The sequence below is a fragment of the Anaerolineales bacterium genome (assembly GCA_016928575.1).
Classification (GTDB): domain Bacteria; phylum Chloroflexota; class Anaerolineae; order Anaerolineales; family RBG-16-64-43; genus JAFGKK01.
In genome coordinates this window covers 1-21450 of sequence record JAFGKK010000133.1, presented here as the reverse complement: position 1 = coordinate 21450, position 21450 = coordinate 1, and the positions used below count along the sequence as shown (strand labels likewise).

Annotated in this window: 16 protein-coding genes and 1 pseudogene; 7 read left to right on the top strand and 10 right to left on the bottom strand. The window is 63.2% G+C overall.

The genetic code is table 11. The features are described from left to right. Positions 1 to 198: ABC transporter permease (locus JW929_16155; GenBank protein MBN1440940.1), on the top strand; the 198-nt coding region annotated here is incomplete at its 5' end. A 202-nt stretch (positions 199 to 400) separates the two neighbouring features. Here the strand turns inward: JW929_16155 and ald are convergent. From ald to JW929_16105, 10 genes are all read right to left on the bottom strand, one after another. Then, positions 401 to 1513, bottom strand: coding sequence for an alanine dehydrogenase (ald, locus tag JW929_16150; protein MBN1440939.1), 1113 nt, complete (start codon positions 1511 to 1513; stop codon positions 401 to 403). A gap of 328 nt (positions 1514 to 1841) precedes the next feature. Beyond that, positions 1842 to 3098, bottom strand: coding sequence for a hypothetical protein (locus tag JW929_16145; GenBank protein ID MBN1440938.1), 1257 nt, complete (start codon positions 3096 to 3098; stop codon positions 1842 to 1844). After that, entirely contained in the window at positions 2990 to 3421 is a 432-nt protein-coding gene (locus JW929_16140) for a hypothetical protein (GenBank protein ID MBN1440937.1), read from the bottom strand. Before JW929_16140 ends, JW929_16145 begins: the two co-directional genes overlap by 109 nt. 620 nt (positions 3422 to 4041) lie before the next feature. Beyond that, positions 4042 to 5913 (bottom strand): response regulator, encoded by a 1872-nt coding sequence (locus tag JW929_16135; GenBank protein MBN1440936.1) that lies wholly within the window; start codon positions 5911 to 5913, stop codon positions 4042 to 4044. A gap of 15 nt (positions 5914 to 5928) precedes the next feature. Continuing rightward, positions 5929 to 6681, bottom strand: coding sequence for a response regulator (locus JW929_16130; protein MBN1440935.1), 753 nt, complete (start codon positions 6679 to 6681; stop codon positions 5929 to 5931). 17 nt (positions 6682 to 6698) lie between these two features. Further along, complete coding sequence (locus tag JW929_16125; GenBank protein ID MBN1440934.1) at positions 6699 to 9755, bottom strand: substrate-binding domain-containing protein; 3057 nt, start codon at positions 9753 to 9755, stop codon at positions 6699 to 6701. 999 nt (positions 9756 to 10754) lie between these two features. Further along, a complete protein-coding gene (locus tag JW929_16120) occupies positions 10755 to 11258 on the bottom strand; it encodes a nitroreductase family deazaflavin-dependent oxidoreductase (GenBank protein MBN1440933.1) in 504 nt (167 codons plus the stop codon). Positions 11259 to 11275: 17 nt separating this feature from the next. Further along, positions 11276 to 12895: a PD40 domain-containing protein gene (locus tag JW929_16115; GenBank protein ID MBN1440932.1), complete on the bottom strand. Its 1620-nt coding sequence runs from the start codon at positions 12893 to 12895 to the stop codon at positions 11276 to 11278. A gap of 451 nt (positions 12896 to 13346) precedes the next feature. After that, on the bottom strand, positions 13347 to 13580 hold the full coding sequence (locus tag JW929_16110) for a DUF2905 domain-containing protein (protein MBN1440931.1): 234 nt from the start codon (positions 13578 to 13580) through the stop codon (positions 13347 to 13349). A gap of 33 nt (positions 13581 to 13613) precedes the next feature. Further along, positions 13614 to 14144 carry a hypothetical protein gene (locus JW929_16105; GenBank protein MBN1440930.1) on the bottom strand — a complete coding sequence of 177 codons (531 nt, stop codon included), beginning with the start codon at positions 14142 to 14144 and terminating at the stop codon, positions 13614 to 13616. 741 nt (positions 14145 to 14885) lie between these two features. Between JW929_16105 and trpE the strand changes: the two genes are divergently transcribed. The 6 genes and pseudogenes from trpE to trpS all read left to right on the top strand — a co-directional run bounded on the left by trpE (position 14886) and on the right by trpS (position 21260). Beyond that, positions 14886 to 16376 (top strand): anthranilate synthase component I, encoded by a 1491-nt coding sequence (trpE, locus tag JW929_16100; protein MBN1440929.1) that lies wholly within the window; start codon positions 14886 to 14888, stop codon positions 16374 to 16376. 108 nt (positions 16377 to 16484) lie between these two features. Then, positions 16485 to 17042, top strand: a pseudogene (locus JW929_16095) (aminodeoxychorismate/anthranilate synthase component II). A gap of 48 nt (positions 17043 to 17090) precedes the next feature. Next, positions 17091 to 18098 (top strand): anthranilate phosphoribosyltransferase, encoded by a 1008-nt coding sequence (gene trpD / locus JW929_16090; GenBank protein MBN1440928.1) that lies wholly within the window; start codon positions 17091 to 17093, stop codon positions 18096 to 18098. Positions 18099 to 18211: 113 nt separating this feature from the next. Next, entirely contained in the window at positions 18212 to 19069 is an 858-nt protein-coding gene (locus JW929_16085; protein MBN1440927.1) for an indole-3-glycerol-phosphate synthase, read from the top strand. After that, positions 19066 to 20175: a GNAT family N-acetyltransferase gene (locus tag JW929_16080; GenBank protein MBN1440926.1), complete on the top strand. Its 1110-nt coding sequence runs from the start codon at positions 19066 to 19068 to the stop codon at positions 20173 to 20175. The genes JW929_16085 and JW929_16080 overlap by 4 nt, the downstream gene beginning before the upstream one ends. Positions 20176 to 20264: 89 nt before the next feature. After that, positions 20265 to 21260 carry a tryptophan--tRNA ligase gene (gene trpS, locus JW929_16075; protein MBN1440925.1) on the top strand — a complete coding sequence of 332 codons (996 nt, stop codon included), beginning with the start codon at positions 20265 to 20267 and terminating at the stop codon, positions 21258 to 21260. Positions 21261 to 21450: the final 190 nt, after the last annotated feature.

Below are 21450 nucleotides of genomic sequence, written 5' to 3'. Positions count from 1 at the left end.
GTCATCTTCCCCAAGGAGGTGATGTCGGAAGGGATGCAGAAGGCCATCCGCTTCAACCCGCTCACCCACGTGGCGACCCTGCTGCAGGGAATGTGGCGCGGGGACGCCTGGTCACAGCATCAGATGGAGGTGCTGGTCCTGGGCGCGATCATGATTGTGGCCGGGATCGTCGCGGTGCGGGTTTTCCGCTGGGAGTAACGGTGCCCGTTTGCCGGTATTACACCATCCCATCCCACCCCTCCCGTCAGACCTTCCGAAAATGATTACTCGGGGATTCCTCCCCTCCCTTCCCGTAATACGGGAAGGGAGGGGAGGCGAAGGAGGGGTAGGATGGGATGGCGGCTTGGTCCAAAATAACGAAACCGTCCGCGCTTTTCAATTCAGCAATCCTATTGCGAGCCTACAACAATCCCTCGATCGGCGTGTATTCCATTCCGAACGCATCCGCCACGCCCTTGCAGGTGATTTTCCCGTTGACCACGTTCGCGCCGGGCCGGATCTCCGCGTTTTCCTTCATCGCATTCCGCCAGCCGAGGTTGGCGATCTCGAGCGCAAACGGCAGCGTGGCGTTGGTCAGCGCCTGGGTCGAGGTCTTGGGCACCGCGCCGGGCATGTTGGCCACGCAGTAATGGATGACCCCGTCGACGATATAGATCGGATTGCTGTGGGTCGTGGGCTTGGAGGTCTCGAAACACCCGCCCTGGTCGATCGCGACATCCACCAGAACCGCCCCTTTCTTCATCGTCTTGAGCAAGTCGCGGGTGATCAACTTGGGGGCCTTGGCGCCGGGGATCAGCACCGCGCCGATGACCACATCCGCGCGGGTGATCAGGTCGCGGATCGCGGCCGGGTTCGACATCAGCAGAAAACAATTGCTCGGCATCACATCGCTCAGGTAGCGCAGCCGGTCGAGGTCGGTATCCAGCACGTATACGCGCGCCCCGAGCCCGCAGGCCATCTTGGCGGCGTTAATCCCGACCACTCCCCCGCCGAGGATCAGCACCATCCCCGGATCCACCCCGGGCACCCCGCCAAGCAGGATGCCGTCCCCGCCCTGGGTCATCTCCAGGTATTTGGCGCCCTGCTGGATCGCCATCCGCCCGGCCACCTCGCTCATCGGCGTCAGCAGCGGCAGGGATCCGTCAGCTTTCTGGATGGTCTCGTAGGCGATGTCCACCGAGTCGGATGCGATCAGCGCGCGGGTCAACCCTTCGGCCGCGGCCAGATGAAGGTAGGTGAAGACGATCTGGTCCTTGCGGATCAGTCCGTATTCGCTTGGGAGCGGCTCTTTGACGTGCATCACCATCTCGGCCCGGGCGAAGATCTCCTTGGCGCTGAGCACGATCTCCGCGCCATGCGCGGCGTAGTCCGCGTCCGAATATCCGCTGCCCACTCCGGCGGAAGCTTCGACCAGCACCGCGTGACCGTTCTGCCGGAGGACTTCCACCCCGGCCGGAGTCATGCACACCCGGTGTTCTTCCGCTTTAATTTCCTTGAGTATGCCGACAATCATCGGGGGACTCCCACGGCCGGATTCTCCGGTCGATCTGCACGATCCGGCGGGCCCATCCGCGAAGGACTCGAACGATTCCTACGCCCATCAACGCCCCCTTCGGTCCGGACCAGCCCGATTGATTATACGCGAAATGGCTGAGGAGAATAACGCACAGACGCCGAGCCGGATGCGTTTGCGGAGGCACCCGCGGCGCGGGCCGCAGCCGCCGGCCGAGAGGATGCAATGCCAATCCGGCGGACGGCCGCAGCCGGAATCCGGCTGGAAGCTGGCTCTGGCCCATGCGGCCTTCATTTACCGACAGCCCGGCGGCCGCCCAACCGATGGATTAAGGAGCGCCCGGATCGGCAAGCAGGTGATCGTACAGGCCGAAGTTCATCTTAACGATTTCCAAAAGGCGCCGCGGGTCGAAAAGATCCCCCCGGGTAATTAAAGCAAGATGGCCGTAGTATTCCGCCAATTGCGGGTTTTCAATCCGGTTTTCGCCGGATTCGAGCGTCTCGAGATACCCAGCCGGAATCCGGCGGACATAATGCCCGATCCGCCAATTTTCCACGTCGGGAATTGACAAACGGGCCAACAACGGATCCAACAGCCCGTATACGTCCACCACGCGCTTGTTCGGTCCGGCGTAAAAACCGAAAAACCCCGAACTCTGCTTGACTGCGACGGATTTGCCGTTTTCCCGCGCGGCCAAGCCGTCCGCCGCCCAACTGATGGTCGGCACATCGCAATTCCGGCACGCGCGCAATAGGCCCGTCGTCGGATAGTAGAACGCCCGCTCGTCGGCCACTCCCCTCAAATCGACTGCATCCCGGTCCGCGCCGAAGTGTTCATCGCTCAAGACGGGAGGATAGGGCGAGGCAAATCCCACGACAAATACCGCTCCCAAGAGAACCGCAAAGGTTCTCGTTTCAAGAAGGGTATCCGACCGGCACAACAGTAAAATGGCGCACAGGAAGGGCACGGTGAAGTAACGGCCGTTCATGAAATCCCCCCCGATGAACACGACATAGCCCAAATACAACGCCAATCCGGTTGCGACAGCCAACGAGCGGCTTTGTTTGGAGAATACCGCCGCGGCCGTTCCCAACATGATTGTAAGTAAAGTCAGGGGGGCGAGGCTAAGGGAGCTGAGGAAGTACATCATTCCCCGATAAGTGAGAATCGACTGGGGAATTCCGGCGCTGAGTTTGGCGTAGGCGGTATTGGGGATGAAAAAACCATAATAAAACAAAGAAAAAAGCAGCCACGCAATCAGCGGCAAGGATCCCAGGAGCATCACGCCCACCGTTTTCGGGAGACGGCCCGCGGAGGATTGGCTGATTTCCACCGCCGAAAGACACAATGCGGGCAGAAAGACCAAAGCCAAATCGAGCCGGTTCATCGTCCCCAGGGATGCGATCAGGGACAATCCAAACACCTTTCGGTTGCTTATCCCGGGAGCGAAGAAGACGATCAGGAACACGACAACGATCAGATGGAACAGGGGATTTTCCAGACCCGAACTGGAATAATCGAGGAAGGCCTTGGAAAAGAGGATCGCCGCGGCGCCCAACACCACCCGGGCCGGGGTTTTCTCCAAATCTTCAGGAAAATGGCGGCACCGAGGAAGGCCAAGGCGATGGATAAAAAGTTCAAAGAAAAATAGGCGTCCCCCGTAACGGCATACAGACCGGCCAGCAGAAGCAACCAAAGCGGATGGGTATAACTCTGCACCCGCTCGCCGATGTTGTACACCAATCCGTTGCCGTGCGTGAAATGATCCACCGTGCGCATGGTGATGTACGCATCATCGCACACCCAGGCGGTTCGAACCAACACCACTGCGAGGACAGCCAGCAATCCGACGACCAGGAAGGTGTTGCGCGAGTTTTCCATCCGCGGGGAGGATGCGGCGTTCAACATTATCCTTTTCTCCTGAAAGAGAGGCAACCCCATGCGCGCCGGGGCGGGGTGCGCGTTCCCGCGCCCTCCCCGAACCAACCGATCAATCGAAGTGCGGATTTTACAATAACTTTCCCAACACCGATTCCATTACGGCGATCTGATTGCGCTCCTTCGACGGATGAGCCCAAAAAAAACGCCGCCGGCCAGCGGGCCAATCGGGGGTTTTCCCCGACAACCCGTTTTCCGTCAATCCGCTCTCCGGCGAAAAAGCAAGCGAAGCCTTGTTGTTGGGGATTGCGGCAGATCGGGACTCGAGGGCTTCCTCGTCCTTGACAAGCACCTCGGCCGGATCGCTCGGACAATCCGAACGCGCGAACCGCGAATCGGGATCCGCCGCGCAATCGCGCCGAGGAAAGGAACACTGGCGCATTCCGGGATACCGCCAAGGCCCCGGCGACATGCGTCAACCAATCCAATCCCTCATCCTCTTCGGTGTTGATCGGTGTTTGGAATCGGGTCAGCGCCGCCGCCAACCCGCGAGGAGGGAACTCCCTCGCCCACTCCCCGTGCAACGGACCCTGGAAGGCCTCCCGGCGTTCTTGACCGCAGGCGGAGCAGGCAAGGCAAGGGAGGGCGCCCTACAGCTCCATCTTTAAAAACTGCTCCACCACGCGGCTGTCGAAATAGGAGCCGGACAGCGAGCGGATATGCTCGAGCACTTTCTCCTGGCTCCAGGCGGCGCGGTACGGCCGGCCGGAGCGCAGGGCGTCCCAGACGTCCACCACGGCGAAGATCCGGGCCGCCGGCGGAATTTGTTCCCCCCGCAGCTGGCGCGGATAGCCGGTCCCGTCCCATTTCTCGTGGTGGCAGTAGGGGATGTCGAGCGCCGGGCGGAGGTAATCGATGGGCGAGAGCATTTCGTAGGCGTAGACGGGATGGCGGCGCATGATTTCCCACTCCTCTTCGGTGAGGGGAGCGGGTTTGAGAAGGATCGAATCGGGAATGGCCATCTTGCCGATGTCGTGCAGGATGGCGCCGCGCCGGACGTGCGCCAGCTCGGATTCGCCCATCCCCATCACCCGGCACAGACGCAGGGTGAGTTCGGTGACGCGCTTGGTGTGGCCTTCGGTCTCGCGGTCGCGCAGGTCCAGCGCCCGCGACCAACCTTCCAGGGTGGTGTCGTAGGCCATGGCCAGGTTGGTGTTCGAGCGTTGGAGGTCCTCGAACAGGGCGGTGTTGTCGATGGCGATGGCGGCTTGCTCGGCGAGCATCTCCGCGAAGTCCTTCCAATCCGGCTTGACCGCCAGCGGGGAGCGGTGAAAGAGTTCGAGCACGCCCTTGACGCCGCCCTTGACGACCAGCGGAATCACGTAGGCCGAAACGAATCCTTCACCCTCCAGACCCGGGCCTGCGCCGCCGGGTCCCAGGTTTGCAAGGTCCGCGATGTGGATGCTGCGGCGCTCCAGCGCAGCCCGGCCGGCCGGGCCCTCCCCGAGCGGCACCCGGCTGCGGGCGACCGCCTCGCCCCAGAAGCCGCGTCCGGCGGCGTACTCGAGGATCTGCAGGTGCGGATTGAACAACAGGACGGCGGCGGCGTCGACCCGCAGCTGCGGCAGTCCCTGATCCAGCAGAAGGTTGAAAATCAGGCGCAGGTCGAAGTTGGTAGTGATCGCCAGGTCGATGGCGCGCAAGGCCGCCAGGCGCTGGAACTGGTGCTGCAGCTTCTCCTCCGCCCGTTTGCGTTCGGTCACGTCCTGGACCAGGCCCTCGTAATACAAGGCCCGATCCTGGTCGTCGAAGATGATCCGGCTGCTGATGCTGACCGTGATCGGATCGCCGTTCTTCTTCTTCCACACGGCCTCGAGGTTGCGGACGGCTTTGCGCGCCCGGTGCTGGTCGATCAGGAAGCGCAATTCCTGCGGATCCTGATAGAGGTCCTGGCGCAGGTCGAGCGCCAACACCTCCTCCGGCGACGAATACCCGAGCATCTGCACCAGGGCCGGATTAACGTCCACGAATCCGGCGGAAGGCGTGATGCGGAAAATGCCCTCGAGCGCGTTTTCGAAGATCGACCGGTAGCGCTCCTCGCTTGCGCGCAGGGCGGAAAGCATGCGGCGGTTCTTCACTTCCAGCTCAAGCCGTTCGTAGCAGCGGCGGAGGGTGGTGGCGAGCTCCTGGAAGTACAGCGGCTTGCGCAGGTAGTCGTAGGCGTCGCCGTGCAGGGCTTTGATCACGGTGTCGGTGTCGGCGTAGGCGGTGACGACGATGCCCAGCAGGCCGGGCTTCTTCTGCTTGAGCGCGGCCAGCAGGTCGAGGCCGTCGCCCTCCCCCGCCGGCAATCTCAGGTCGAGCAGGGCGACTTGCGGATCGAAGGTTTCCACGGCCGCGAGCGCCTCGTCGGCGGCGTGGGCCACGGCCACCGTGTACTCCTCCGCCGCAAGCATGTCGTTCAGCGAATCAGCGAAATCCACGTCGTCATCCACGATCAATACCCGGCGTTCCTCGGCCATGTGTCTCTCCGCCGTCTAGTGCGGGAACCAGTTCGTCTGCAGCCGTTCGTCGTCGATCGCCTGAAGGATACCCAGCAATTCCTCCGGGTCGAAGGGCTTGACCAGGCATCCGGCGACGGACATGGCCCGCAGTTGGTCCATCGCCGGCGCCTCCTCCTGCGCGTACCCGGTGACGATGATCGTCGGCACGGTCCGGTTGCGGCGCTTGAGTTCCAGATACACTTCCAATCCGCTCAGGACGGGCAGCCGCAGATCCAGCACGAGCACGTCGATTCCGTCGGCCAGGACGGCCTTCAGCGCCTCCTCGCCCGTGTGCGCCACCAGAACCCGGTATCCCCGTTCCATAAGCATCTGCCGCAGGCTGTCGACGAAATCCGGATCGTCGTCGGCCATCAGGATCAGCCCGTCGGGCCGGACGTCCTCCAGCATGGCCAGCATCCGCTCCGTGTCGAAGGGCTTGCGCAGCACGCCGAGCGCGCCCTGGTCCACGGCCTGCCGCACCAGCTGTTCGACGCTGTAGGCGGTCATCATCACCACCCGCGCCCGCGGACGGATCTTGCGGATTTCAAAGAAGCTCTCCACCCCGTTTTTCCCGGGCAGCTTGACATCCAGAAAGGTGATGTCGAATTCCTTTTCGCGGAAGAGCCGGACCGCCGTTTCCCCGTCGAAGCACAGCTCGACGCGGTGCCCGGCGCCGGCAAGAATGTCGGCCAGGCTCTCGGCGAAATCCCGGTCGTCGTCGACGATGAAGACATCCAAGGCCTTCACGCCCGCACCTCCTCCTTCTATCCGCGGGGTATCCGGACCGTCGCCCGGGTCCCGTCCCCGGGCCGGCTGGCGATGCGGACCTCGCCGCCGTGCTGTTCGACGATCCCCTTGACGATGGCGAGGCCCAAGCCCACGCCGAATCCCTTGGTGCTGAAGAGCGGCTCGAAGAGGCGCTCCATCACCTCGGCCGAGATCCCCGGTCCGGTGTCATCGACTTCGAGGACGGCGCCGTCCCCATCCGACTTGGACCGCACGGTCAGGATCCGCCGGCCGGATTCGGAGGCGGAATTCTGCATCGCCTGGCGCGCGTTGTCCACCAGGTTGATGACCACCCGCCGGAAGCGCTCCGGATCCAGGGCCACGGTTTCGCCGGAGGCGATCTCGCGCACCAGGGTGATTCCGGGCGGGAGGGCCTGTTCGTCCAGGAGCCGATTCAGCCAGCCGTCGAAATCCACCGGCCGGAGGTCCGGCGCGGGCATGCGCGCGTAATCGAGCAGTTCGGTGATGATGTTGTCGCAGCGGGAAATGTTGCGCTGGATGCGGTCGAGCGGGCGTTCGGCGTTGAGGCCCTTATCGCGCACCTTGCGGTCCAGATCGGCGGCCGAAACGCGGAGGGTGGCGAGCGGGTTGCGCAGTTCGTGGCTGACGGTGGCGGCCAGCTGGCCCAGCACCGCCAGCTTCTCCTGCCGCACCAGGTTCTCCTGCGCCTGGCGCAGTTCGCGGGTGCGTTCCTCCACCATCTCCTGCAGGCGCTCGGAATACAGCTTCAGCGCCTCTTCGGCCTGGATCCGCGAGGAAAGATAGCCGAGATTGGAGGCGAACAAATTCAGGATCTCGCGGTCCTGATCCGTGACCTCCCGGTGTCGGAGCAGGTTGTCGGCGGTCAGGAATCCGACCACGTTTTCGCCGGTCCACATCGCCGCCTGCACCTGGTCCGCGCGGCCGAGGATGCTCCCCCGGCTGTCCCGCACAACCGCGTCCTTCCAAAGGATGGCCACCGGCCGGGTCTGATAGAGGATGTTTAGATGCAAGCCCTCGATGGGAATGCGGGTCCCGCGTTCATCGACGATCCGCCCCTCCCCGTCGGTGCCGAACGACCCTTCGATGTAGCCCGGCTCCAGGCTGCGGAACCAGATTCCCAGGCGGTCGAACCCGAGACGCGAACGGCCCAGTTCCACGGCCCGCCGGCACAATATGTCCTTCGATTCGGCCCGCGAGAGTTCGTTGCCCACCTCGAGCAGGATCCGCAGCCGCTCCTGAAAGTCGAGCTCCCGCTGCTTGTCCGCCCGCAGCTGCTCTTCGGCCCGGCGCTGCTCCTGCACCAGGGCGGCCCCCTTCAGCGCGGTGCCGATCTGCCTGGTCAGCACTTCGCGAAGCTGGCGGACTTCGGTCTGCAAAGGCCCGAACAGGATGAAGCCGAATTGGTTCTCGTCGCGGAAGTGCAGGGATTCGAGCACGAAGGCGAACCGGTCCTCGGCGGCGAGGATATCCTTGGGAACAAGCTCGCGCGAGGGGAAGCGCCGTCCGCCCGACTCCAAGGCCACCCGCCCCCGTTGGTTGTGCGCCAGGATCAGCCGCGACCATTCGCTGGGCGCCTTCCCCTCCTTGCCGTCCGGAAAATCGAACAGGGACAAGTAGCAGCTGTGAATTCCGAGTTCCGACAGCCCCTGGACCACGGCGTCCGTCAACCGGCCGACGTCGAAAGCCGTCATCAGCGGATCGCTGATCCGCGTCAGGAAATCCAGCGAATGCCAACCCGAACGAAACCGCCGGTTGGCCTGCGCCCATTGGGCAATCTCGCCGATCAGCATCTCGGCCGTCCCCCAATCCCCCCTGCCGGAAGAGCGGCCTTTTCGCCGCGGCAACGGCGGCGCCGTCCGCCGCAGGGCGGCCAGCACCCCGTGCCAACGCATCACCTCGCCGCCTTCCAGAGCCACCTGGCGCAGAACATCCTCCCACGCGGACAGGAACTTTCCCCAGGGGTTGGTCCGCGGTCCGGATTTCGTCAACGCGTCATAAAGGTCTCCGGCCCATCCGGGGGGCAATCCCTCCGACGCCCCCGCGGCGGCCGCCTCCATCTCCGATTGGGTTTTCCTTCGACGCGCGGCGGCGGTCGGGTTCTTGCCGGCGCGGCTGGGTCTGCCTTGTTCCGCGGCGGGCACTTCCCGCGCCGACGTGAAGCAGCCGCAGGAGCGCCGGACAATGAGTTCCGTCGAAAGGAGGACTTTCTCCGGAACGGGCTTCCCCGCCAGGCGGTCCAACAGAAGTTCCGCGGCTTTCCGCCCCTGCTCGTTGAAGGGCTGGCGGACGGTGGTGATCGGCGGCACGACATAGCGGGTCTCCTCCAGACCGTCGAACCCGACCACGGCAACCTGCTCCGGGATGCGCAAGCCGTGTTCCTGCAGCGCGTCAAGCGCGCTGATGGCCATGGCGTCGTTGGCGGAGACCACCGCCTCAAACTGCGCCTGCTTGCGGCCCACCAGACTTTCGACCGCTTCCCGGCCGGCGAAGGATAGGAAATCGCCCTCCTCGACCAAGTCCGGATCGAACTCCAAGCCGTGCCCCTCGAGCGCGTCGCGGTAGGCCCGATAGCGGATCTCCGCCTCCGGACTGGTTTCCGGCCCGCGGATGAACGCGATCCGCCGGAATCCGTGGGTTTCGATCAGGTGATCGACCGCCCGGCGCATTCCCCCGTAATTGTCCACCAGGACGCTGGGGAAGCCCTCCAATTCCATCGCGATGCTGATTACCGGCAGAGGATGGAAGCTTTCATAAAACCGCCGCAAATGGTCTGGACCGGTGAATTGCCCGACGGATCCGGACAAAGCCACCAATCCATCCACGTTTTGCGGGCTGACCAGGTCGTAGACGACGTTGCGCGAAACGTCGTACTCCTGCACCAAATTCATCATCCCGCCGACAAAGCAGATCAGGTTGACGTCGCGCTCTTCGGCCACGGCGGCGACGCCCGGCCAAACGGTGGCCGCATAGCCGATGTCCCCGACCCGCCCGATCAGCAATCCGATCGTCGGACGGCCGCCTTTCCTGCGGGAGGAGCGCTTGGAGCCCGTCATTCGATGATCTCCTGAAGCGGGGCAGGATCTTCTTCTTGTACGATCGGCGGGAAAAAGCCTGAAGGATTACGGACCACGAGGCCGATGCAGGAGGCGACAAACCACCGGATAAGCAGGACCCGCGGCAACGGGTGGAAGGAAAGGCGGAGGAAAAAGCGGTTGTACATCGGATTTGTCATTCAAAGCCCTCAGGATGACGGGGGCCCCAGAATTCAGAAACCGCTCCAACAGACGAACTGCCCGACCTATAGTAAAAAGCCTCCGAAAAAGGTGTCATGCCGAACGGAGCGAAGCATCCGCGCAAGCGCTTTCAGATCCTTCGCTGCGCTTGGGATGGCACTTCCAGATATTGTTTACTATTGTATCCCTATCGATTGAAAATGTAGCAAAAAGTGCGGAATGTAATGGAGAGAAATAGGATTCTCCGCTTAATAATGGATTAATTTTACCAAATTTGTATTTATTCTTGGCGGAGCGCCGAAGAAAATTCTCTGCACATTTCACATGTTCGGAAGCCAATTCCGAACGGCCGCCGCTATAATCATCGGCCGCCGGCGTTGTTGGCTTGCCCGCTTTGCAAAACTCGAATGTGGGGTGGACCACACCGGAGCAGGCTTGATGCGATCCGGAGCGATCCGCACGAGTGGGATTTCGGATTCAGCCCGGAGGACCATCGCGAAGCGTCTTGCGGGTTTTCAGCTTTGCGTTGGGCGCTGAAAAAGCGGGGGGAGGAGCACCGCTCGGCCCGGCATAATTTCAACTCCGTCCGGGGCGTTTTCCGTCCGCAAACCCCAACTGGCAAGTCCGGCTCGGATGCCAAAAAGAGATTGGCCAATTTGCTCGGGCCCTAAGCCGCCCCAAGGGCGTACCCCTTTTCCGGATTGCGGCAGGCGAGAATTATCGCGGACCCCTTGCGCGTCAACGTTGCGCCGTTTTAATCCGATGCCGCCCTTGGCACCGGTCACGACGGCGACTTTGCCGCTGAGACCGGGTATGTGTTCAACCGTCCGCCTCTTCCCCCCGGCGGGGCAATCCCGAAGGGTCGGGCGTGACGATCACCAATGCGATGCCGCCGGCATAGCGCTCCAGCGCCCGGCGGTCCGCAGCGCCGGCGATTCCCCCGCCGCGCAGCATCGCCCCGACCATCCGCGGGTGCCGGCGAAGGCGCACTTCCAGGAAATCGGCGATCCGGGCCGCGTCTGTCACCACCTCCGCGGTCCCGGCGAAACGGCGGTTCTTCACCCGCACTTCCACGTGCGGATCGGCCAGGACGTTGCGCACCCAATCGGCCCGCCCGCCCCGCGAGGAACCCAAACAGAATTGTCCGTCGATCTCCTCGTATTGCAGCGGGACGACCCGCGGCTTGCCGCTTTTCCGCCCGGTGGTGGTCAGGAGCAGCACCAACCGGCCGATTAGCGGGCCCAGGCCGAGGGCGTAGGCGACCTGCGGCGGCCAGTGGATCAGGCGCAGGAGGGATTTGGGGATTTTCGCGAAGCCGGACATAGCAACAGCCATCATCCTTAACCATAGTACCAGATGGGACAATCCACGAGCGGCATTTGGATGGATGCGAGCGCCGTTTTCTGACTGCCGTCCGCATTCATCGAGAATAATGTCCATGTGGAAAAATCATGAGACCAGAAGGCGATCTTTTTTCCGTCCAAGGACCAAACCGGACAGGAAACACTTTTCTCCGTCAACGCGAGGCGATTCGGATTACTCCCATCCGGACGGATGGTATAAACCATGCCCAGATATGAATACGCAAAAACGATTTTGCTGCTGTCCGGCGACCATGAAGGAAACCAATCCTGGTCGCCAAAATTGTTTAATTTTCGCTTGCCAGTTCCGTCAATATTCATAATATGGATATGATGATACTGAGTCTCACCGATAACAATGGAATCATAAAGAAGGAATCGCCCATCCGGAGAAAAATTATAGAAATTCTCGTATGGAAAAGGCTGCAATTTCGCCACCAGGGTTAATCCGCCGCCGTCCTCATTCATGCTCATCACCCAGATGCTGGATGTGTACCACCGAGTCACTCCAATTTTGCTTCCGCCTAGAAACCACTGAAAATTATTAGGGGAAAAATCGGTGATTTTTCTCAGGTTTCCCCCCTGCGAATCCGCGGAATACAGAAACCCGTTGTCTTCTTCGTTTCTAAAGAGTATTACATTCCCTTTCGGAGACCACATCGGCGAGTTGCCCCGAAGATCCCCCAACGCCTTCAACCCGGATCCGTCGACATTAATGATATATATTTTCTTTTCTTCGGCATCATTATTCGGACCGACGAGAATCTTCTTCCCGTCCGGTGAAAAAGACAGCGACCCGATCGACCGCTTCGCGACGCAGGTCAACCCGGATCCGTCAGCGCTGACAGTAAATGCTTTTTCTCCGGCGAAGAAGCCGATGCTTCCATCATTGTCGATGGATTTGGTAGGCTTCCCGGGTGTAACGGCGGATGAATTCTCCAGGCGCTTCTGGATTTTTTGCGTCAGTTGGTAGATCTCAACTCCATCCGGCGCTTCGCCGCCAATAAACATCAGGTTCAAAACAGCTTCTTCGTTCCGCCACGCTATGTTCAAGAGGTGTTTCCTGGGCGATTCCTCCACCCAGTATCTCGCGTGTATCTCCGAACCCAACGGAGGGATTTCCCATCCGCTTCCCCCGAAACTGCCAATGAGCGCCCGATAAGAAAACCGGGCGGAGTCCGCATCCGGATAGACGAAAAGTGATGAAGAATACATTTCACCGCCGTCATCCCGGATAAAGCCTCGTTGATACCCGTGAACAAGGGATGTATGGATTTCCGGGATGTCCGCGTAGACCTCCGACATACACTCAGGCCCGGAACGGCCATCCAATTCTATGAAATTTTCCCTCAGGTCGGATTTCTGCAAGATAATTTCAGAAAGACTCCTATCCTGAAGGGGTATCGGAGAGGCCGTCAGAGTCATGGTTGAAGCAAGCGTCAACCGTTTCGTAATCGTCCGACTTGCCGTTGGGGTAGAGGACGCGGCCGGATCCCGTGGCGACGGGAATGGGTGCGCGGCGCCACAGCCTGCGGCGATCAAGGCGAGGTACACAACGCAAATCCTCCTGGGCGAAAAGAAAAAGTTATTTTCAATCATGCCTCTCTCCCGGCGCAGTCTAAAAAATAATTTTTTTTACAGCTGCTCAGGCAGTTTATTTCGACTGCATAATCTCAGCATAACATCACCAGTGTTATAGGTTTTGTCCGTCACCCCGGCACGGCTCCCCCGCGCCCGCCCTCGCGAAGCGGGGGAAGCGGGGTTCGAAGCCGGGGTCCAGTATTTATTGAAGATTTACTGGATGCCGGTTAATTTCACCCCCGTCGAAGAACGCGCCGAAGGCGGGCGCCGGCATGACGATCGCCAGCTGAGTAGTAACATTTTTTAAAGAACAATTCTCAATGCCGCCGCGGAGTTGGGAAGAGGCACACCCCCAAATAATACAATTCGAACCGCCGCACGTATTTCCTGTTTGGTGAGACATGACCTTATCGATTGGCCATTCCCAAGAAAACCCGTCAACCGAGAAACCCATCCAGATACCGCCCGTTCACTTCTTCAAGATCCGCAGGATGACGTTGGCAACCACCGTCAGCACGATGCTGAGCAGGCACATGCTCCCCAGCGGGAACAGGATGGTCAGCCCCGGCCGTTCGATGCGGATGTCGCCCGGCAGGCGGCCGAACAACCCCGATCCGGAAAGCAGCCAGATCAGCGCCCCGGCCAGGGCGAGTGCGAGGCCGGAGACGATCAGGATTTTCCCGGCGGCGCCGAGGTCACTCATGGCGTTTCTTTTGCCTTCCCGTCCCGCTCCCGCTTAATCCTTCGAACGCCGCAGCCAGGAGAACCACGGAAATTGAAATTTCCTCTTCGGCGGGGGCGGGTTGACCCGGTTGACGGCCGCGATCACCGCCGCGACGAACTCCTTCGCCGCCGGCCCGGGTTCCATCAGCAGCTTGCCGGTCATCCACTTGCCGCGGTCCCCGACCCGCCCGCCAAGCTCCAGGCCGTATTCCGGCGGACGCCGCGTGCCGTACTCGAACACCCGGAGGTCCTTCAGCTTCGCGCCGGTCACGACGGGCGCCGACCGATCCCCCACCCGGGCCCAGATCAGCCGGTCCTCCGTGAGGATGATTCCGAGGAATTCGGTCGTATCCGGGCTGCCTTCCAGCAGGGCGGCGATCCGGCTCAGCCCGCTGCGGTCGATGCGGGTTTCGACGCAGGTCGAGTTCTGCGAATTCGGATACCCGCCCGCCCGGGACGCAAAATGATCCTGAAATGCCTTGCGAAGCTGCGGTTCAAATTGGGATGCGGAACACCTACGCGTCGATCGGCACGGGCCCGTCATATTCCCTCCCGTAAGTAGAACCTTCAAGAGATTCGGCTGGAGTGGCCGAATTGCGGATCTTGAAGAATCATTTCAACTCGGAAAGCTGATCCCACGGGTCGAGGCATGTTCTCTGCAGCCAGCTACCGGTGCTGAATGCCGGTCATTATACGCTTGTTCCAATCCGACCTATCCATCCAGCCATGAAAAACCAGACCGAGTCGGTCTTAAGGCCGACTCGGTCTGGTTTTTGCCCTTGACACGCCCTCCCCTTCCGTGCTAAAAATACCGCCAATCGAACAGGAAAAACGTCGACGAGGACGAGTAGGCGTCAGCGCAGCGGCAAGAGAACCGGGCGGCAACAGGTGCAAGCCCGGTCCGCAAGCAGGCCTCGAATGGACCTCCGAGTTGAGCGGGCGAAAGGTTACCAGTAGCCCAATCCGGCGCCTCCGTTAGCAGGCAAGGGTATTAATCGGTCCGAATCCGAGCGTACCCAAAAGAGTGAGGCTGGCTTCGACCCCGTCGCAATCACGGCGGGGTTTTTCGTACCCGGCGCAAGCCGGGAGGCGGCCTAACCAGGGTGGCACCGCGGGAATCCCCCCCGTCCCTGAGACGAGAGGGGATTCTTTGTTTAAGCACCCCTCTCCGACAACGGCGGTTATCCGTCGTCGGGGAGGGGAAGGGGAAGGGGTCGACCCTCCCCTCTGTCCCCTCCCATCGGCGGAGTATCCGCCGATGGGAGGGGAGGAAAAGCGAGGTGCCATGACCGCTAAAACCACCGCGAAATCCGACGTCCCAACGCTGAGCCCGGTCGTGCGCGAAATCCCGGCCGACCTGGAAACGCCGACGTCGGCCTACCTCAAACTGCGCCGCAAAGCGGGCCCGTCCTTCCTGCTCGAATCGATCGAGGGCGGCGAACGCATCGCCCGCTACTCCTTCATCGGCGTCGAACCGCGCTGCGTTTACGTCCTGCGCGGCCGCAACCTCGAACGCCGCGAGAACGGCTCGGATCCGCAGATTCTCACCGCGGTGGAAGGCTCCGATCCTTTCCGCCTGCTGGAGGATGAAATGGGCCGGTTGAAAATGCCCGCCGCGCCCGCCTCCCCGGTCAAGCTCCCGCGCTTCCTGGGCGGCTTGGTGGGTTACCTGGGCTTCGAAAGCGTGCGCTACTTCGAGCCGCGGCTCGACCCGCTCTTGCATCCCTCCCCCTACCCGGAAGCGGTCTTCCTGCTGGCAGACACGATCGTCGCCTTCGACCACGTCCGCAGCAGCATGTTCCTGATCGCCTATCCCTTCGACGGGGTGAAAGAGGCGCGCCGCAAGCTTTCGGCGTTGGAACGGCGGCTGCGCAAACCGCTTCCGCCCGATGCTTCGGCCGCCGCGGGAGCCTCCGCCGCCGCGCCCGCGTTCGAATCCAACGTCGGGCAGGAGCGCTACGAGCGGATGGTGCTCGATTCCAAAGAGCATATCGTCGCCGGCGACGTGTTCCAGGTGCTTCCCTCGCAGCGCCTTTCGCGGACGACAAAGGCCGCGCCGTTCGACATCTACCGCGCCCTGCGCCGGCTCAACCCCTCGCCCTACATGTTCTTCTTCGATTTCGGGAACGTCGACGGCGAACCGTTCTACCTGGCCGGATCCTCCCCGGAGGTCTTCGTCCGCCTGGAAGGGGACAAGGCCAGCCTGCGGCCGATCGCCGGGACCAGCCCGCGCGGAGCGAGCCCCGAGCAGGACGCCGCAATCGAGCAAAAGCTGCTCGCCGACCCCAAGGAGCGCGCCGAACACGTGATGCTGGTCGACCTCGGGCGCAACGACCTCGGGAGGGTCTGCCGCTACGGCAGCGTGGACGTTCCGGAATACGCCGTCATCGAGCGCTACTCGCACGTGATGCACATCGTCTCGCAGGTGGAAGGCGAGATGCGCCCGGGCAAGAACGCCTTCGACCTGGTGCGGGCCGCGTTCCCGGCCGGAACCGTCAGCGGCGCGCCCAAGGTCCGGGCGGTGGAGATCATCGCCGAACTCGAGCCCGACGGGCGCGGGCCGTACGGCGGGGCGGTGGGTTATTTTTCCTTCGACGGATCGATGGACACCTGCCTGGCGATCCGCACCCTGATCGGCCGCGGGAAAACCGTTTCGGTCCAGGCCGGCGCCGGGATCGTCGCGGATTCCGATCCGCACCGCGAATATCAGGAGACCATGAACAAAGCCCGCGCCGTACTGCTCGCGGTCGAGCAGGCGGAGGGCCTCAACTCCTGACCCCCACCCCCTCTCCCCTTCTCCTGGCATACCCCCGCTTCGCGAGGGCAGGCGCCAGGAGAAGGGGAGAGGGGGGCAAGGGGAGAGAGGATGAGGAAAGGAGCACCCATGATCGCCGTAATCGACAACTACGATTCGTTCACCTACAACCTCGTGCAATTGCTGGGCGAGCTCGGAGCCGAGCCGGAAGTGTTCCGCAACGACCAGGCGACGATCGAAGAGATCGCCGCGCGAAATCCCACCCACCTGGTGATCAGCCCGGGGCCGGGCACGCCGGACGACGCCGGAATCTCGACCGAGACGATCCGTCACTTTCACGGGCGGATCCCGATCCTCGGCGTGTGCCTCGGGCACCAGTGCATCGGGGCGGCCTTCGGCGGAACAGTCGGACGCGCCTCGGGGATCATGCACGGCAAAACGTCGCGCGTTCATCACGCCGCCGATGGATTGCTGGCCGGATTGCCCTCTCCGCTGGAGGCCGGCCGCTACCACTCGCTGATCGTCTACGATCCAACGCCGGCCGAGCTCGAAGTGCTGGCGCGGGCCGAAACCGGAGAGATCATGGCGCTGCGCCACCGCCGCCACCCGACCTACGGACTGCAATTCCATCCGGAATCAATCCTGACCGGCGACGGCAAACGGATTCTGAAAAATTTTCTCGCGCTGCCCGCCGCCTCGGCGGCCGCCGCGCCGCCCAAGAAGGAGGATGCCAACATGCTCAAACCTTATATCGCCCAAGCCATGCGGCGCCAGGATCTGGCCGCCGCCGAGGCCGAAGCGGCGATGAACGTGATCATGACCGGCCGGGCCACCCCGGCCCAGATCGGCGCCTACCTCACGGCGCTGCGGATGAAAGGCGAGACGATCGAGGAAATCGCCGGATCGGCCCGCGGGATGCGCCAGAACGCCCTGCCGGTGATGTTTTCCAAACGCCCGCAGACTTTGTACGACACGGCCGGCACCGGCGGCGACGGCGCCGGCACCTTCAACTTCTCCACCGCGGCGGCGTTCGTCATCGCCGGGACGGGGCGCAAGGTGGCCAAGCACGGCAACCGCGCCGCCTCCTCCCAATGCGGCAGCGCCGACGTGCTCGCCGCGCTGGGGGTCAACATCGACATGACGCCCGAGGCGGCCGTGCGCGCGATTGACGAAGTCGGGATCGCGTTCTTCTTCGCGGCCAAGTACCATCCGGCGATGAAACACGCCGTCGGCCCGCGGCGCGAGATCGGCCAGCGCACGATTTTCAACTTTCTCGGGCCGCTGACCAATCCGGCCGGGGCCGACGTGCAGGTGATCGGCGTCCCGGATCCGGCGCTGACCGAGCCGCTGGCGGAAGTCCTCGGCGGCCTCGGGGGGCGGGCAGCCTACGTGGTCCACGGCTTCGGCGGATTGGACGAGCTCAACGCCGGCGGCCCGAACCGGGTCAGCCACTTAAAGGACGGCGCGGTGCGCACGTTCGATTTCGACCCGGCCGAGGCCGGGATCCCGCGGGCCGACCCGCAGGAGCTGCGCGGCGGGACGGCCGAGGAGAACGCCGCGCTGATGCGGGCGGTCCTTTCCGGAAAGGGGTCGCCGGCGGTTCGCGACGCGGTGCTGCTCAACGCGGCCGCGGCGATCGCCGCCGAGAGCGGAGATTTTCCGGCGGCGCTCGCCGAAGCCCGCACCGCGCTCGATTCCGGGGCGGCGCGGAAGGCGATGGAAGGGTTGATCGCGTTCAAGTAAGCCCTCATCCCCACCCCGGTCCCTTCGGGACCGCCCCTCCCCCTTTTCCTGGAGTTGCTCCAGGAGAAGGGGGAGGGGACGGGGAGGGGGAGGGGGTTGAGGAAGGAAAACACATGCTCTCACAAATCCTCGACCACAAACGTTCCGAAATCGCACGGCTCGACCTCCGCGAATGGAAGGGACGGGCGGCGGATTCTGCCGCGCCGCGCGGATTCCTGCCGTTCAAGACTACCCGCGCGGCGCGGCCGCTGGGCGCGCCGATGCTCGTGGCCGAGATCAAACGCGCCTCGCCCTCGCGCGGGGAACTCAATCCCGGCCTCGATCCGCTGCACCAGGCGCGGCTCTACGCCGAGAACGGCGCGGCGGCGGTCTCGATCCTGACCGACGAAAAGTTCTTCCGCGGCGCCGTCGGCGATCTTGCGGCCGTGCGGGGCCAAGCCCTGCGGATCGAAGACGGACGGCCGCTGCCCCTCCTGCGCAAGGATTTCCTGATCGCGCCGGTCCAGGTGTACCAGAGCCGGGCGCTGGGGGCGGACGCAGTCCTGCTGATCGCCGCCGCGCTCGAGGACGGCGCGCTCGAGCACCTGCACGCGCTGGCGCTCGAACTCGGGCTCGCGCCCCTGGTCGAAATCCACGCCGGCAGGGAGCTCGACCGCGCGCTGCGCATCCCCGAACTGCGCTGGCTGGGCGTGAACAACCGCGACCTGGCCACCTTTAAAGTCCGCACGCAAACCTGCCTCGAACTTGGGCCGGAGATCCCGCCCGCGGTCGGATCGGTCGCCGAATCGGGGATCTTCACCGCCGCGGATTCGCGCGCGGCGGGGAACGCCGGATACGACGCGATCCTGGTCGGCCAAGCCCTGGTGACGGCGAAGGATCCGGCGGCGAAGGTGCGCGAACTGGCCAGGGCCCCCCTCAGCTCCCTTCATTCGGCGATGCCGAACGGGGGAAGACCGAAAGGGGAATCATGATCGTCAAAATCTGCGGCCTGACCAACCTGGAGGACGCGCGGGACGCGGCCGAACTGGGCGCGGATTATTTGGGATTCAACTTCTACCCGAAGAGTCCGCGGTCGATCGCCGAGCTGGAATGCGAGAAAATCGTCGCCGCCTTGCGGAAGGATTTTCCGCGCACGGCCAGCGCCGGCGTTTTCGTCAACCACCCGCCGGCCGACGTCATCCGCATCGTCAAGCGCTGCGGTTTGGATGCGGTCCAGCTTTCGGGCGACGAGCCGCCCCAGGCGCTGGCGGCGCTCTCGGAGGCGGGCATCCGGGCCTTCAAGGCAGTCCGCGCGCCGATCGGCGAGGACGCCCTCGCGCGGATGGCCGCCGCGGACGAACCGGCGCTGCTGCTGGATGCGAACGTCGCCGGGCGGTACGGGGGCACCGGACGCACGGCGGATTGGGATTGGGCCCGGACGGTGGCCGCGCGCCGTCCGGTTTTCCTCGCCGGCGGTCTGACCCCGGAAAACGTGGGCGACGCCGTCCGCGCGGTGCGCCCGTGGGGGGTGGATACGGCGTCGGGCGTGGAATCGGCCGCGGGGAAGAAGGACCGCGGCCGGGTGGCGGCCTTCATCGATTCGGCGCGCCGCGCGGAACGGGGTCTGGCCGCACGGATCGAACCGGCGCGGATCGAGGATGCGGCGGAAATCCTGGCCCTGCAGATCCTCGCCTACCGCAGCGAGGCCGAGCTCTATCACGATTATTCCATCGCCCCCCTGCGGCAGACTCCGGCGGAGATCGCCTCCGAATTCGGCGTCAAGCGGTTCCTGAAGGCGACCCTCGACGGGCGGATCGTCGGCTCGGTGCGCGGAGAGCTCCGTGACGCGACCTGCCGCGTCGGCCGGCTGATCGTCCATCCCACCTGCCAGAACCGCGGGATCGGCGGCCGTCTGCTGCAGGCGATCGAAGCGCATTTCCCCGACGCGGAGCGGTTCGAGCTGTTCACCGGCGAACTCAGCCGGCGCAACCTGCGCCTCTACGAAAAGAACGGCTACCGGGAATTCCACCGGGAGCCGATGAACGATCGGGCGATGATGATCTACTTGGAGAAACGAAATCCGGAACGCCGGCGTTGATCTGGCCAAATCCAATTTCAGCGGATGACGCGGTAGAGCAGGAAATAAGTCCCGCGCCAAACCGAGCCCTCCGCGTATCGAAGGTATCCGTGAAAAGAATCGCGTTGTCAGGGATAAAACCGACCGGCATCCCGCACTTAGGTAACTATCTGGGAATGATCCGCCCCGCGCTGGAATTGGCGAAGGAGTATCGGGCGTTTTATTTCATCGCCGACGCCCACGCCCTGAACCAAACCCGCGACGCCGAGGAGTTGGCCCGCCGGACGTACGAGACGGCGGCCGCCCTGCTGGCGGCCGGCCTGAATCCGGAGCAGGTGACCTTTTTCCGCCAGTCCGACATCCCCGAGGTCTTCGAACTGGCGGTGATCTTGGCGGCGTCGACCGCTAAGGGATTGCTCAACCGGGCTCACGCCTACAAGGCCGCGGTCGACGCCAACCGCGCGGCGGGGCGCGACGAGGACGCCGGGATCAACATGGGGCTATTCACTTACCCGATTCTGATGGCGGCGGACATCCTGCTTTACGGCAGCCACGCCGTCCCAGTCGGGGGGGACCAGCGCCAGCACATCGAAATGACGCAGGACATCGCCGAGGCGTTCAACCGGACCTACGGGGAGGTTCTGACGATCCCCGAGGCCGTCATCGGCGAAGCGGTGGCCGACATCCCCGGAACGGACGGGCGAAAAATGAGCAAGGGATCCGACAACGTGATCCCGATCTTCGCGCCGCCGGAGGAACTGCGCCGGCGGATTGCGGGGATTGTCACCGATTCCCGCCCGCCCCACCAGCCGAAGGATCCCGGGCAGGATACGCTCTTCCGCTTGTACGCCTTTTTCGCAACGCCCGAGGAAACCGATTCCCTGCGAGCCCGGTACCTGCGCGGCGGGATCGGGTACGGGGAGGTCAAGCAGGCGCTATTTGCCGTGTTGCAGCGGACCTTCGGCGAAGCCCGCGGCCGGTACGAGGAATACGCCCGCAACCACCCCTACCTGAACAGCATCCTGCGCTACGGCGCGGTGAAGGCCCGCGCCGCCGCCACGCCGATGCTTAAGAGAGTCCGGCAGGCGGTTGGAATTGGGGATTAGGAATCCGCGGAGAACAATGAGGCACACGGAGAAAAATCCGTGACCCTCCGTGCCCTCCGCGGATAATAAAAACAGAATACCGCGCTTCCGAAGTCTTGATTATCCGGAATGGAGAAGGGATATTCGATGAATCCACGGAGAACACGGAGGTGCACGGAGAAAAATCCGTGACCCTCCGTGCCCTCCGTGG

Coding starts and splice junctions, on each gene's coding strand:
- JW929_16115 (MBN1440932.1), bottom strand. CDS start 12,895: ATGATTGAAAATAACTTTTTCTTTTCGCCCAGGAGGATTTGCGTTGTG.
- JW929_16080 (MBN1440926.1), top strand. CDS start 19,066: ATGATCGTCAAAATCTGCGGCCTGACCAACCTGGAGGACGCGCGGGAC.
- JW929_16125 (MBN1440934.1), bottom strand. CDS start 9,755: ATGACGGGCTCCAAGCGCTCCTCCCGCAGGAAAGGCGGCCGTCCGACG.
- JW929_16105 (MBN1440930.1), bottom strand. CDS start 14,144: ATGACGGGCCCGTGCCGATCGACGCGTAGGTGTTCCGCATCCCAATTT.
- trpE (MBN1440929.1), top strand. CDS start 14,886: ATGACCGCTAAAACCACCGCGAAATCCGACGTCCCAACGCTGAGCCCG.
- JW929_16110 (MBN1440931.1), bottom strand. CDS start 13,580: ATGAGTGACCTCGGCGCCGCCGGGAAAATCCTGATCGTCTCCGGCCTC.
- JW929_16140 (MBN1440937.1), bottom strand. CDS start 3,421: ATGTTGAACGCCGCATCCTCCCCGCGGATGGAAAACTCGCGCAACACC.
- JW929_16135 (MBN1440936.1), bottom strand. CDS start 5,913: ATGGCCGAGGAACGCCGGGTATTGATCGTGGATGACGACGTGGATTTC.
- trpD (MBN1440928.1), top strand. CDS start 17,091: ATGCTCAAACCTTATATCGCCCAAGCCATGCGGCGCCAGGATCTGGCC.
- JW929_16085 (MBN1440927.1), top strand. CDS start 18,212: ATGCTCTCACAAATCCTCGACCACAAACGTTCCGAAATCGCACGGCTC.
- ald (MBN1440939.1), bottom strand. CDS start 1,513: ATGATTGTCGGCATACTCAAGGAAATTAAAGCGGAAGAACACCGGGTG.
- JW929_16120 (MBN1440933.1), bottom strand. CDS start 11,258: ATGTCCGGCTTCGCGAAAATCCCCAAATCCCTCCTGCGCCTGATCCAC.